Annotated in this window: 15 protein-coding genes and 1 pseudogene; all 16 read left to right on the top strand. The window is 62.0% G+C overall.

Translation table 11 applies throughout. The features are described from left to right. Positions 1–210 (top strand): annotated as a pseudogene (locus L981_RS35405) (hypothetical protein); the annotation flags it as partial. A 105-nt stretch (positions 211–315) separates the two neighbouring features. Continuing rightward, positions 316–1,026, top strand: coding sequence for a hypothetical protein (locus L981_RS23730; RefSeq protein ID WP_043622023.1), 711 nt, complete (start codon positions 316–318; stop codon positions 1,024–1,026). Between the two features lie 1,226 nt (positions 1,027–2,252). Then, positions 2,253–2,429 carry a hypothetical protein gene (locus L981_RS34705; protein WP_156134216.1) on the top strand — a complete coding sequence of 59 codons (177 nt, stop codon included), beginning with the start codon at positions 2,253–2,255 and terminating at the stop codon, positions 2,427–2,429. A gap of 394 nt (positions 2,430–2,823) precedes the next feature. Continuing rightward, positions 2,824–2,991 carry a hypothetical protein gene (locus tag L981_RS35225; RefSeq protein WP_197067189.1) on the top strand — a complete coding sequence of 56 codons (168 nt, stop codon included), beginning with the start codon at positions 2,824–2,826 and terminating at the stop codon, positions 2,989–2,991. Positions 2,992–2,994: 3 nt separating this feature from the next. After that, positions 2,995–3,318 (top strand): hypothetical protein, encoded by a 324-nt coding sequence (locus tag L981_RS23720; protein ID WP_043622018.1) that lies wholly within the window; start codon positions 2,995–2,997, stop codon positions 3,316–3,318. Then, a complete protein-coding gene (locus tag L981_RS23715; protein WP_043622016.1) occupies positions 3,315–3,914 on the top strand; it encodes a hypothetical protein in 600 nt (199 codons plus the stop codon). Before L981_RS23720 ends, L981_RS23715 begins: the two co-directional genes overlap by 4 nt. Then, positions 3,911–4,513: a hypothetical protein gene (locus L981_RS23710; RefSeq protein WP_043622013.1), complete on the top strand. Its 603-nt coding sequence runs from the start codon at positions 3,911–3,913 to the stop codon at positions 4,511–4,513. Before L981_RS23715 ends, L981_RS23710 begins: the two co-directional genes overlap by 4 nt. Then, positions 4,510–6,126: a hypothetical protein gene (locus L981_RS23705; protein ID WP_043622009.1), complete on the top strand. Its 1,617-nt coding sequence runs from the start codon at positions 4,510–4,512 to the stop codon at positions 6,124–6,126. Before L981_RS23710 ends, L981_RS23705 begins: the two co-directional genes overlap by 4 nt. Continuing rightward, on the top strand, positions 6,123–6,569 hold the full coding sequence (locus L981_RS23700; RefSeq protein ID WP_043622006.1) for a GNAT family N-acetyltransferase: 447 nt from the start codon (positions 6,123–6,125) through the stop codon (positions 6,567–6,569). The genes L981_RS23705 and L981_RS23700 overlap by 4 nt, the downstream gene beginning before the upstream one ends. A gap of 5 nt (positions 6,570–6,574) precedes the next feature. Beyond that, positions 6,575–8,110, top strand: a complete 1,536-nt coding sequence (locus L981_RS23695) for a tail fiber domain-containing protein (RefSeq protein ID WP_043622004.1) — start codon at positions 6,575–6,577, stop codon at positions 8,108–8,110. A gap of 113 nt (positions 8,111–8,223) precedes the next feature. Continuing rightward, positions 8,224–9,897 (top strand): hypothetical protein, encoded by a 1,674-nt coding sequence (locus L981_RS35670; RefSeq protein WP_052201992.1) that lies wholly within the window; start codon positions 8,224–8,226, stop codon positions 9,895–9,897. After that, entirely contained in the window at positions 9,897–10,385 is a 489-nt protein-coding gene (locus tag L981_RS23685) for a hypothetical protein (RefSeq protein WP_043622001.1), read from the top strand. Before L981_RS35670 ends, L981_RS23685 begins: the two co-directional genes overlap by 1 nt. A 26-nt stretch (positions 10,386–10,411) precedes the next feature. Further along, on the top strand, positions 10,412–11,245 hold the full coding sequence (locus tag L981_RS33420) for a hypothetical protein (RefSeq protein WP_052201991.1): 834 nt from the start codon (positions 10,412–10,414) through the stop codon (positions 11,243–11,245). Further along, the gene (locus tag L981_RS23675) at positions 11,242–11,445 is read left to right on the top strand and encodes a hypothetical protein (RefSeq protein WP_043621998.1); all 204 of its coding nucleotides are present in this window, start codon (positions 11,242–11,244) and stop codon (positions 11,443–11,445) included. The genes L981_RS33420 and L981_RS23675 overlap by 4 nt, the downstream gene beginning before the upstream one ends. Positions 11,446–11,565: 120 nt before the next feature. Further along, positions 11,566–11,823 carry a hypothetical protein gene (locus L981_RS23670; protein ID WP_043621995.1) on the top strand — a complete coding sequence of 86 codons (258 nt, stop codon included), beginning with the start codon at positions 11,566–11,568 and terminating at the stop codon, positions 11,821–11,823. Then, positions 11,810–12,184, top strand: a complete 375-nt coding sequence (locus L981_RS23665; protein WP_043621993.1) for a DUF1515 family protein — start codon at positions 11,810–11,812, stop codon at positions 12,182–12,184. Before L981_RS23670 ends, L981_RS23665 begins: the two co-directional genes overlap by 14 nt. Positions 12,185–12,245: the final 61 nt, after the last annotated feature.

Here is a 12,245-nt window from a genome sequence, read left to right as displayed (position 1 = left end):
TCCACCCGAACCGGGTGCAGGCGGGCAGCGCCAAGCTCGCGCGCAATGCCTACTTCCTCGACACCGACGCGCTCTCCTTCCTTTGGCTGCGCAGCATTCAGGGGGACAAAGGCAGTGGCCAAGACCGGCGACGCCGGCAAGGGCGTGATCAGTGGGCTTGTTCCCGGTCGCGGTACGCTCAAGCAGATGATGAAATCATGGCGTGAATAATGCACCGCATAAGCTGTGGAGAAGGGTCGATTTCAACCTTGTGTTTGTTCATGAAATGTTCCAATAGGCTGATGTCTGGTTACGCTCTGCAAGTGAGGAGGCGGTATGAAGAAATGGCTAAGGGTATTGGTCTACACCGTTGTCACTCTCTTCGGGCTGTTCGTCGTGCTGGTAGGGCTGGTGTTGGCGACAATCGATCCCTATGCGTCTGAAGACATGAGCCGCGGCGGAATCTGCGAGAGGAGCGGTAATGTAGCGAAGGAATGCGCTATGCCGCCGGAGAGCGCCGAGAAGGTGCTGGCTGCGTTGCTCACGTGCGACACCCAATTCTTCAAGACCCTTGATGAGGAGAAGGCTGTTTTCAAGAGGTCGGATATAGTGGCTCGCCCCTATAACCTTCTCGACACGAGTGATCCGCGGACATCCGTCGTCCCGTTTTCCGAGCCTGTCGAAGCCTATGGACTTCACATCACCGGTTACGCACAACAGGTCTTGCCGGGAACGAGCGAATACGCGTGGGCATTCTATGCGTCGGAACAGCCTGACGACGTCATGCGCGCACTGGAAACGGTCAGCAAGGGTGCCACGGGCGCCACCGCGAAGAGCAATGCGTTTGAGGTAGCCGCATCCGACATGCCGGATTTTCCCGGAGCACGGCTTGGTTGTCGCGTTGCCGGGGCTCAGGCTTCCGACATCGAGGACTTTCCTTCGATTTACGACCTGTTCCTGTCCAACGGCCTCAGTACAGCACTCTTCAACAAGTTCGATCTCTTCGTCGCGTCGGTGATAAAGACCTTCTCGGATTTTGGGCGATAGGACGATCCCATCAACGATCGTCGAGGCATGCGATGATCATTGCATTCTCTTAGGCGGAGAATGGAGACTTGCTCAGATCAGTTTGGCGACCGTGGCCGTTGTTGCCGCAGGCATCTTTACCCCTTCGGCTTTTGCAGCGGATAGGCTGCTCGGCGCCATGATCACCTGCAAACCGGAGTTCTTGAAGGTGCTGCAGGCACGACGCGGCTCCTTCGAGGGACGCCGCACTGCCCCGTGCGCGTGCCATTGCTGAGCAACACCGGGTGAGCTTCTGGCGAAGTCCTTCTTTGCTGCGCTTAAAGGATGCCGCCATCGGCCCGGCCGCTGAAAGTGTGCGAGGCCTGAACGATGCCAGAAAGGCGCATGCTCGTGCCTATACGAGCGCCATGACTGAGCGCGGCGGCAATCGTCGACGACTGTCCGCCGAGCCCGGCCCGGGCTTCCGCGGCGATCCATCAGTGGCAAGTCCAACGACCTTGACCGGCGCCGCGGACCTGCCAGCGTTTGCTCGTCCTATTCGGCACGAGCCGCGCCGGGCGTCGACCGACCAACAACGATGATGCAATTGAGGTTTGATGTGACACAACGAGACAAGACGCTCGGCGGACAGGGCCTGCCCTAGAGAATTCAATCCCTGCGCGAAGCAATCGACTATTTCGACGAAATCCCCTTGTTGCGGAGCAAACCGATCGCCCGGGACGGAGCGCCGCGGGGCGCCGACGGGGCGTTCCGTCACCCATCCGCCGGCACGCCCCTCAACGACATTGCTCGCAGCCGCTTGATACCTTCCCAGACGGACCCTGGTCCTGGCCGCTTTGGCCCGCAAAACGGCGTGCTGCCAACCGAGGGTTTTCGCCCGTTGATGGCGAACGACCAGCGCGGCGGCAATATTGCCTCGGAACCGCGAAGCAGAGATAGTGCCGCCGAAGCATTCCGCACGAGGGTCGTCGAGAAATCCAATCGGGATGGATCACACGATATCGGCTGGAGTGACTTTGGCTCGCTGCTTGGCTCGGCTGTCGGGGCTCTGCTTGGAAGCGGTGCGGCATCGGTGGCAGGCACGGTCGGCGGATACTATGCAGGAGGCTACGGGCCTGGTGTTATCAAGGAAACCGGAAGAGCCGTCGGGCGAGGCGGTTTCAACGGCGACCTGAGCGGCCTGCGTTGAAAAACGATCCGGATCTTGCCGGCGATGGCGTTGGCAGATCCTCTCTTGGGACTGGGATATGTACCATCTTAAAGAAGCGTTGATATTTGCGGCATTTGCCTACCTGTTTCTCTCCCTTTTCGAACGAGCCTTGAAGATTTCACCCAGACTGTCGGCGATGCCACGGGCGATCGGAAGGTTTGCCGTGGCGCTGCTCGCGGTGGTTTTCGTCAGATACCTGCTGTTGCCGCTCTAGGCAAAATCCGCATGCGGGCGGCAGCGCGACGTTGGCTGGGCTCCGCCGGCGTCGAATGGCATACCGACGTTGCGGGAGTCTGGAGCAGGCGTCGGCCGCAACGGGCGCACGCTTTGCGACGTCTGATGCGGCACTCATAGGCACGTTCCTCCGCAGCAGAATCATGCCCCGCAGAAGATGGGCGACCGAACCGATGCAGGCGGGCCTTCCGCCAAGGTGAGCCTATGGCCGCCACCGCCCCACGCACCCGCCGATCTCGGGATCCCGCCAAGGGCGCCGCCGCAATAACACCTGACGCCGGATTCGGAGGTTTGGTGGGCGTCCGATCCCCTTTCAAAAGAGCAATTTTCGCCAAGACGGCTCTCCGGAGCCGTCTTTTTTCATGGAGATTTTTATGTCCGAAGCAAAGAAGCCCGTACCCGTTCGTCTCGTTTACGACGTCTGGTTCCGCGACGACGTGCGCACGGCGGCCGGCGCGATCGTGTCCTTGAGCCTTGATGAGGCCAAGGCACTGATCGCCGCCGGCAAGGCCGAGCGCGCAGACCCGCTGCCGGGAGAGTGACCCATGGTGATCCGTGATGGAGCCTGGACGCTCTACGATCATGACAAGATGACCGGTCGGTCGGTCTGGCACCATTTCGACGGGGAGAAGGATGTCTATCGCGTCGACTATCCCGTCGACAATCTTCTGAGCGAGAACCAGGAGGTGCGCAACAGCGCCGAAAATATCTGGCGGGGCGATTGGCATCGTGTTGCCTCCGTTCCGCTCAACATCGCCCACGCGTCTGGCCTGGTGAAGGCGCATTCCGAAGGCGACAACCGCTTCGTCAAACGCTTCCTCAATGATGGCGACAACCGTGCCTGGCGCACCAAGGAGGGCAGGCTATGAGCATTGCCGATTACGCCGCATTGCTGGTCGACGCGGGTGAATACAGCGGGCGCAACGACATCGCCCATCTGTTTCCCCGGTTCGTCGGTCTTGCTGAATTGAAGCTCAACCGGATGCTGCGTGTCAGCGAGATGGAAGCGACGACAGCGCTCTCTGTCGTCGCGGGCGATGCGCCGCTGCCTGCGGACTATCTCGAGGCGCGGCAGGTTCTAACCGCAAGCGGCCGGCCGATCCGCGCCATGGCATTGCAGCAGCTTGCCGGGAACGGCTCTACCGGCGCCGGCGCGCCGGTCGGTTATGCGGTTGTCGGCAATCGGATCAGAGCTTTTCCGCCCGGCAATTACGGCCTGACGATGACCCATTACGCCCGAATCCCGCCGCTTTCAGCCGCAAGCCCGACCAACTGGCTGCTTCAGAAGGCGCCGGATGTCTATCTCTATGGGCTCGTCGAGGAGATCGCCATCTGGGAGCGCGACGCCGGCAAGGCCGGGGCCGCGCAGCAACTGAAGATGGCGGCGCTTGGTGGTCTCGGCGTAGCCGACGAACGTGCCCGCTGGGGCGATGCCCAAATGACCGTTGGAGGCATGACCCCATGACTTTGCTTTCCGCAATCAACGAGGTCTGCGACATCGTCGCGCTCGACCGTTTCGACAGCATTTACGGCTCGATCGATCCGAACGCACAGACCATGGTGGCGCTGGCACAGGAAAGCGGCGAGGAGATTTCCCGTCGCGGCGACTGGCGGCGCCTGTTGAAGCAGCAGGTGGCGATCATTTCGCCGATGACTTTGCCGGCGGACTACCAACGGCTGACGCCGGGCGGCGCCGTCCGGGCCGCATCCGGCGAAAGCTTCCGGCCGATCACCAACGGTTCGCAATGGGCCGTCGTCACGGCACAGGGGTCGGCGCAGCCGTTTTTCTTTCTGCGTGGCAACCAACTGCTGTTTTCGCCGGCGTCGGCGGGCGTGGGCGCCATCATCGACTACGTTTCCAGGAACTGGGTGCTTGGCGATCCCCATGAGGAACGCGACACGCTGACCGCGGATGACGACCGGACACTGTTTCCGGAGCGTCTGCTCGCCAAGGGTATTCTCTGGCGATGGAGACGGCAGAAGGGGCTGCCCTTCGACGACAGCCTCGCCGAATTCGAAGCCGATCTTCTTCAGGAAATCAATGCCGACCGGGGGGCCTCATGAAGGTTGAACTGAAGCCCGGAAGAATCGGGCAGAGCAATCGTGGCGCCGTCAGCGTCGGCAGGGCTCAGACCTCGCAACCCATTACCTTTCCGGCACCGAGGAGCGGTCTGGTGACGACAGCCGACATGGCCTCGCAACAGCCTGGCTCGGCGACCGTCCTTCGCAATTTTCTCCCGACGCTCGTTGGTTGCCGCATTCGCGGCGGCTCGCAGAAACGTGGACGCGCGGCAGATGGCGGCACGATCCGCAGTGCCTTCAAATACAAGTACGGTTCGTTCGAAAAGCTGTTCATGGCGACGGATACGGCGATCTACGACATGACATCGCCGGCCGCACCGCCGGCCGCGACGGCCGCCGCTGTCGCGGGGCTTTCCGGTGGCGACTGGTGCACCTTCCAGCACACCAATGCAGGCGGTTCGTTTCTCGTCTGCCTCAACGGCGCCGATCCGCGGCGGGTGTACAACGGCAGCACCTGGACGACGGCGCCGGAGATCACCTTTACCGACGAAACGACGATGGCGCAGCTGAACTACGGATGGCTGTTCAAGAACCGACAGTTCGTCCTGAAGAACGCCACGCTCGACGCCTACTATCTGCCGGTCAATTTGGTCGGCGGCGCAGCCAAGCTGTTTCCGCTCGGCGGGGTGATGAAAAAAGGCGGCTCGCTGCTGACGGGTTTTTCCTGGTCACTCGAAAGCGGCGACGGGCTTTCCGATCTCTGTGTTTTCGTCTCGACCGAGGGGGAGGTGGCTGTCTATGCCGGATCGGACCCCGGCGACGCCAACAGCTTTGCGCTGAAGGGTGTCTATCAGATTGGCCGGCCGCTTGGCAAAAACGCCTGGATCCGCGCCGGCGGCGATATCCTGATCGCCACCAGCGACGGGCTGACGCCGATCTCACAGGTGTTTCAGCGTGATCGCCAGGCGCTGAGCCAGGTTTCGATTTCGCGGCCGATCGAAGACGACTGGCGGCGGGCGGCGAATGCGACCGGCGCCGGCTGGGTGGTGAAACAGTGGCCGGAGCAGAACCTCGTCTTCATCGCCTTTCCCGCCAACAGCGTCGTTGTCGACACGACTTTTGTGCTCAACGTGCTCAGCGGTCGATGGTCGACGATCAGCAACTGGGAGGCAAGCTGCTACGAGACCCTACAGGGCGGGCTGTTCTTCGGCTCGACCGGTGGCTTTTGCTGGCAGGGCGACACCACCGGGACCGATGACGGGCTTGCCTTTACAGCCGCCTATCTCTCGCAGTTTACGCCGGCGACGCAGTTTGGGCAGCGGGCGCGGGCCACGCTCGCCCACATGTTCTTCCGAGCGAAGAGCAAACCGAAGGTACGGCTCTTCGCTCGTGCCGATTTCGACAGGACGATCCCGCCATCCGACCAGGTCACGATCGGCGATGCGGCTGCATCGGAATGGGATGTCGGCCTATGGGACAGGGCGGTGTGGGATGCCCTGACGCAGCAGCTTCGCTACAGCTTTCGCCAGAATGTGCGCGCGGCGGGCGACATGCTGGCGGTTGGCTGCGCCGTCACTTCGGGCGGTGAGGTGAGGCTCGATCTCGAAGTGGACCTTGCCACATTGCAGGTGCAGGCCGGGGAGGCGAGCGCATGAAGATCGCCTGGGGCGGCGCCGCCAACCCCGCGGCGAACCGGACGATCGCCGATTTCGTCGCCAGCCACATTGCCGGCTGCGAGCGCGGTTTTGCCGATTTCACCACCATGGGCGTACGCGAAAACGATGCGCTTGTCGCCGGCGTGGTGTTTCACAATTATGCGCCGGAGGCGGGCGTCATCGAGCTTTCGGCGGCTTCGACGAGCAAACGCTGGCTGACACGCCCGGTGGTCCGGGCGATGTTCGGCTACCCTTTCGATGAGATCGGCTGCCAGATGGTGGTTCTCAGGGTCTCTGAGCGCAATGCCGGCATGACCGCGATCGCCGAACGCTTCGGCTTTTCGCCGCATCGAATTCCCCGCCTTCGCGGGCGCGCGGAAGCGGAAATCATCTTCACACTCACGGACAACGACTGGCGGGCCCATCCCGCGAACCAGAGGTAGGCACCATGGGAAAACCCAAAGCTCCGAAGCCGCCGGACCCGCGCGAAACCGCGTCGGCCCAGACTGCGACCAACATCGGGACCGCAATTGCGAATGGCACACTCGGCAACATCAACCAGGTAACGCCGGACGGGAGCCTGACCTATAGCCAGACAGGGTCGACGAAGTGGACCGACCCGATGAACGGCAAGGTCTACGATTTGCCGAACTGGACGGCGACGCAGACACTTTCGCCGGCGCAGCAGGCGATCAAGGACCAGACGGACGCCGCCGAAAAGAACATGGCGACGCTCGCCAACAACCAGTCGGCGCGGCTGAACGACCTTCTGGGGCGCCCGATCGACCTTTCCGGCGCGCCGGCTGCCGGCAACCCCAGTGCGATCAACCTGCCGCAGTACCAGCAGTATGGCCCGGGCCCGACGCTGCAAACGACGCTGCCGAACACCGGGAACGTGCAAGGGGCAGTTGTAAATTCCGGTGCAATCCAGACGTCGCTCGGCAATGCGGGGGAGGTCAAGCGAAACTACGAGACCAACTTCGACACCAAGCGCTACGAGGACGCGCTGATGGCACGCATGAATCCGCAGCTCGACCGGGACCGCGCAGCCCTGGAGACGCAGCTTGCCAATCAGGGCCTGCAGCCGGGCTCCGAGGCCTATAACCGGGCGATCGACCAGGCGAACCGCCAGGCGAACGACGCGCGCTTCGGCGCAATCCTCAACGCAGGGCAGGAGCAGTCCCGTCTCGTCGGGCTCGCGCAGCAGGCGGCCTCCTTCGAGAACGCGGCACAGCAGCAGGCTTATGGCCAGATGCTGCAGAACGGCCAGTTCGCCAACCAGGCGCAAAACCAGCAGTACACCCAGAACGCCAACAACATGCAGCTCGCCAATGCCGCGCAGCAGCAGAACTTCAACCAGGCACTCGCCGCTGCGGGCTTCAGCAACGACGCCCTGCAGCAGATGCACCAGAACAGCCAGTCGACGACGGCAGCCAACAATACGTTGAAGGACCAGACCTTCAACGCCCAGCAGGCCCAGCTCGCCGCTCAAAATGCAGCGCGGGCGCAATATCTCAACGAGATGTATGCGCAGCGCAACCAGCCGATCAACGAGATCTCGAGCCTGCTTTCGGGTGCGCAGGTAAACAGCCCGAATTTTGTGCCGACGCAGGGACAGAGGATTGAGGCGCCTGATTACATGGGAATGGTGCAGAACAATTATCGGGGGCAGCTCGAAGCCTATCAGTCGCGGCTGAGCGCTGGTAGCAACATGCTTGGTAGCGTGCTGGGCATGCCTCTCTGGAGCCGCAAATCCGACTCGGATAGACGCCTAAAGAAGGACGTCAAGAAGGTGGGCAAACTCGACGGGCACTCGCTCTACGAATACCGCTACAAGGACGAACCGGCGCGCGGCCCGAAGCACGTCGGCGTCATGGCGCAGGAAGTTGAAAAGACCCGACCGGATGTCGTCTCTCGCGGACCGGACGGCATGCGCCGCGTCGATTACGGCCGGTTGTTTTCTGCCGGGCGAAAGAAACGTTAGCGGCGGTCGACACGCCAATTTGTCCGGCCCCGACAGCCGAAGCCCCCGGCTGTCCAGCGCCCCTTCCAACCAAATATTGAGCGCTCAGCGGAACGCTTTCCTGGAGAGACCCCATGCCCAGAACTGGCGGCGTTTATTCGCCCCCCGCCGGCACCAAAGGCGTGCCGAATACAACTATCCAAAGCGTGCCCTACAACACGCTGATCGACGACCTGACGGCAGATGCCAACGCGCCGCGGCCGGTTACGGCCGGCGGCACCGGCGCGACCTCGGCTAGCGGCGCGCGCACCGCTCTCGGCGTGGAGATCGGCTCGAACGTGCAGGCCTACGACGCTGCGTTGCAGTCCATCGCAGGCCAAACAACCGTCGCGAACCAGATCCTCTACACGACGGCGACCGACGCCTATGCGACGACCGCGCTCACCCCGCTCGCGCGCGATCTTATTGGTGATGCCACCGCTGCCGCGATGAAAACGAGGCTTGGGCTCGCGGCCGTGGCTTCGTCCGGTTCGGCGGGCGACCTGACGACTGGCAAGCTCTCTGACGACCGGTTGCCGTCCACGATGACGGCAAAGACCATCACGGGGGCTTTGACGGCTCAAGGGTTTGTGACCACGGGGGCAAACCATGGGATTGAGTTGGGGCCGCCGAACACGGCGAACACCCCATTCATTGACTTCCATTCAGGCGGGAGTGGAGCCGACTACGATGCACGCATCATGGCCTCAGGCGGTAACGCCTCGCTCGGACAAGCAGGACTGACGTACATTGCGCATGGTGGACATTATTTCACTGGTGGCATCATCGGCGTCGGCGCGGCGTTTTCAAGTAACGTGTCGGCGGTCAATTTCGTTGCTTCCGGCGGTTCCGGCGGCGCAATGTACATTCTGTCCAACAGCGATAGAGTACTTGCATTCCAGTCGGCAGCGTCGGTAACTCGCGGCACGATCGTTTCGAGCCAAGCGAACGCAGCGATGCAGATCGGCGTGTGGAACACTTCCGGTGTGTTTCAGCAGTTAGCGAGCTGGCACGAAACTGGTCTTTATTCATGGTCTGGCCACATAGCTCGACTTGGAGGCAACGGACCATCCGGCGAAATCCAACTCCTCACCAACAACATCGGTCACAGCTATCGCATGATCGGGGTGAACGACGGCGGCTTATATATTCAACGGTCCAGCGATCGTTTCGTATCAAATGCACCGACGCTGCTTTCTTGGAGCGGGATGAATGAAGCGACGTTCCCGAGCAATGTATATGCCCCTCGGTTTATCGCAACCGCGAATGGCGACGGCCAAGCTATCAAGGTCGGCGATGATGTGTGGCTTGGTGACGTCAACCAAGCAGACACACTCTCCGTTCGCGGTCAGGCCAATTTGGCCAACGGTTGGATACAGTTCGGCTATGGTGGCAACAAGCTCGGCGTTAACGGCTCCGTCGGCGATCGTCTATATTGGGGCGGCAGCTTCTTTATTCAGTCGGACGGCAATATGTACATGCCGATGTGGGGGGACTACCTCGGCAACGTCGTGAACGGTAAGGCCGGCATCCACACCGGGGGCACCCGAGACGAACTGAATTTCCCGATCGGCCACACCATCCTGGTCGAAACCGGCAATGCGGACATCAAGGAGAGGAATTCCTCCCATGCGATTTATCTCAATTCCAGCTATGGCTACGGCTTTGGCGGGGGTGGGGCGCAGCTTGCTGGAACTTGGCGTGCTCGGGGCGGTTATGACTCGCCGGGGTCGGGTGCGTGGGCCTATTGCTTCGTGAGGACGGCATAATGACATCGATGTCTGTGAATATGGTTCATGCCGTTCGAGCGACGCAAGAATCCGACGTCTACAATATCCACTGCAACATTACGGATTATCTCGGCGCGTCCTATGACACCGACTACTGCAGTCGTCCTGATGACACCGTCGGCGTTAATCCCCTGATCCGCCAATGGCTGCGCGACAATCCCGGTTTCCAGATCGAGCCATACATCCCTCCCGATCCGCCCACGGAAGATGAATTGCGGCAGCGGATGCGCAGCCTAACCGCTCGCCAATTTCGCCTTGGCCTGGTGAATGCGGGCATCTCGCCATCGACCGTGACCGCAGCGATCGCGGGGATGCCTGCCGGTTCGGATCAGGACAAGGCGCAGATCGAGTGGGAATATGCGACGACGTTCAACCGGACGCATCCATTGATCGCCACCGTTGGTACGGCGCTTGGTCTTTCTGACGCGCAGATCGACGCCCTGTGGGTGGCTGCAGCCGCGCTTTAAGCGGAAAATTTCCAAAAGGTGAATACATGAACAGAGCAGCGTTTCACGCAGCCCTGCGCGATCCCGCGTCGGGTGTTTTCAAGACCTATTCTTCAAAGCAGTTCGAAAGCGCGGAAGCGATCGTCCTGGAGGGGCGGCGGCGTGCGGTGAGCCTTTGCCATCTGGCCGCAATTCTCGCCGAGGCCCATCACGAAACGGGCGGCGCAATGCGACCGGTCGAGGAGAACCTGAACTACTCGGCAAGGCGGCTTACTCAAGTGTGGCCTGCCCGGTTTCCGACACTTGCAAGCGCCGAGCCCTATGTCGGCAATCCGCGCAAGCTTGCAAACCGGGTCTATGGTGGGAGGCTTGGCAACGTCGAAGACGATGACGGCTGGGTCTTTCGCGGGCGAGGGCTTGCGCAGATTACCGGTCGCGCGAATTACGGAAAGTTTGGCCTGGTGGAAACGCCTGGTAGAGCCTGTGATCCGGCGACAGCCATTCGCATCCTCTTCGACGGCATGGAGCGCGGTCTCTTCACCGGTAAGCGGCTGACCGATTTCGACACGGACGACAGCCGGTCGGCGGTCGCGACCGGTTATCGTTATGCGGCCTCGCGCGCGATCATCAACAGCGACATCAGGCAGAACGGCCCGAAGATCGAGGCCTACGGCCGCGCGTTCGAGGCGGCGTTGCGTGCGGCCGGCTATGGGCGCGAGAGCGCTTCGAGCGATCCGACCGTCGTTGTGGTCCTACGGCCCGGCGCGGTCGAAAAGACGCCCGGCGCGGAAGGCGTTAACGCGTCGCGAGGGGCCAAATCCAATCGCCTGCGCCGTCTCATCGAGGCGGCTGTCGCGTTTCTTGCGCGGTGGGCGAAATGAGTGCCGTCGTCATCCGCATCCTGTTGCGATATGGCGCGGGTCTGCTCGTCGCCAAAGGATTGTTGGCGCCGGACGCAGGCCTGGTACTTGCCGACGATCCGGACGTGCAGATGCTGATCGAGGTGGGTATCGGCCTTTGTGCGGGCTTCCTCTCCGAGTGCTGGTACGTGCTGGCGCGACGCCTTGGCTGGGCGAAGTGATGTTTGCCTGGCCGAAGCTCCTCATCGCCGGCCTCATCCTCGCAGGTCTCGTCTGGCTCATCCACGAGATCCGCGCGGAAGGCGCCCGATCTTACGCCAATGCCATCGAAAGGCAGAACAATGACGCTCAGAGCCGCGCTCGCGAGAAGCGCCTTGATTACGATTCCTGCCTTGATTCTGGCGGGGTGTGGGACTTCGCGGCCGGCCAGTGCTCCCGGACTGCGCGCCGTGGTCGGGACTGATCTTGTCGGCGCGCGCGGAGCGTCGCCGGCCGACCAGCGCCGGATCGACCGCACGGTCGTCGGCCTTTGTGCCGCGGATATCTGGACGAAGGCCGAATGCGCGAAGCACGGGGGCGACGATCATGTCGCAGGCTGAAATCGATATCGTCGTTCATCGCCAGTTGGGAGAACTGGTTGCCGGCATGCGCGGCCTGCAGGAATCCATTCATAGGATCGAGGATGGTGCCAGGCGGGCGGAAGACAAATCTTCTGCCAGTCAGGCCAGCGTTCACCGGCGCATGGATCAGCTTGCCGAGCGGGTCAACGAACTCGAAGCATCGGCCTCAGCTATCGGCGCCGAGATCTCGGACATGAAGCCCGTGACCGATGATGTCAGGCGGTGGAAGCTCATGGGCATCGGTGCACTCGGGGTGACGGGCATTGCAGCGATGGCGCTCGGCGTGAGCTTTGCCGAAGCGATCCGGCGGGTCGTGTTCGTGATCGCCGGAAAAGCCTAGCGCTGAGGGCTGCTGGTCCCACCCCCTTTTTCAAAGTGCCGCGCACCCGAAAGGGTGCGCG

Origin of the sequence: Ensifer sp. ZNC0028 (assembly GCF_000799055.1) — a bacterium.
Lineage (GTDB): Bacteria > Pseudomonadota > Alphaproteobacteria > Rhizobiales > Rhizobiaceae > Ensifer.
This window is presented reverse-complemented; position numbering and strand designations above follow the sequence as displayed.

Coding starts and splice junctions, on each gene's coding strand:
- L981_RS23730 (WP_043622023.1), top strand. CDS start 316: ATGAAGAAATGGCTAAGGGTATTGGTCTACACCGTTGTCACTCTCTTC.
- L981_RS34705 (WP_156134216.1), top strand. CDS start 2,253: ATGTACCATCTTAAAGAAGCGTTGATATTTGCGGCATTTGCCTACCTG.
- L981_RS35225 (WP_197067189.1), top strand. CDS start 2,824: ATGTCCGAAGCAAAGAAGCCCGTACCCGTTCGTCTCGTTTACGACGTC.
- L981_RS23720 (WP_043622018.1), top strand. CDS start 2,995: ATGGTGATCCGTGATGGAGCCTGGACGCTCTACGATCATGACAAGATG.
- L981_RS23715 (WP_043622016.1), top strand. CDS start 3,315: ATGAGCATTGCCGATTACGCCGCATTGCTGGTCGACGCGGGTGAATAC.
- L981_RS23710 (WP_043622013.1), top strand. CDS start 3,911: ATGACTTTGCTTTCCGCAATCAACGAGGTCTGCGACATCGTCGCGCTC.
- L981_RS23705 (WP_043622009.1), top strand. CDS start 4,510: ATGAAGGTTGAACTGAAGCCCGGAAGAATCGGGCAGAGCAATCGTGGC.
- L981_RS23700 (WP_043622006.1), top strand. CDS start 6,123: ATGAAGATCGCCTGGGGCGGCGCCGCCAACCCCGCGGCGAACCGGACG.
- L981_RS23695 (WP_043622004.1), top strand. CDS start 6,575: ATGGGAAAACCCAAAGCTCCGAAGCCGCCGGACCCGCGCGAAACCGCG.
- L981_RS35670 (WP_052201992.1), top strand. CDS start 8,224: ATGCCCAGAACTGGCGGCGTTTATTCGCCCCCCGCCGGCACCAAAGGC.
- L981_RS23685 (WP_043622001.1), top strand. CDS start 9,897: ATGACATCGATGTCTGTGAATATGGTTCATGCCGTTCGAGCGACGCAA.
- L981_RS33420 (WP_052201991.1), top strand. CDS start 10,412: ATGAACAGAGCAGCGTTTCACGCAGCCCTGCGCGATCCCGCGTCGGGT.
- L981_RS23675 (WP_043621998.1), top strand. CDS start 11,242: ATGAGTGCCGTCGTCATCCGCATCCTGTTGCGATATGGCGCGGGTCTG.
- L981_RS23670 (WP_043621995.1), top strand. CDS start 11,566: ATGACGCTCAGAGCCGCGCTCGCGAGAAGCGCCTTGATTACGATTCCT.
- L981_RS23665 (WP_043621993.1), top strand. CDS start 11,810: ATGTCGCAGGCTGAAATCGATATCGTCGTTCATCGCCAGTTGGGAGAA.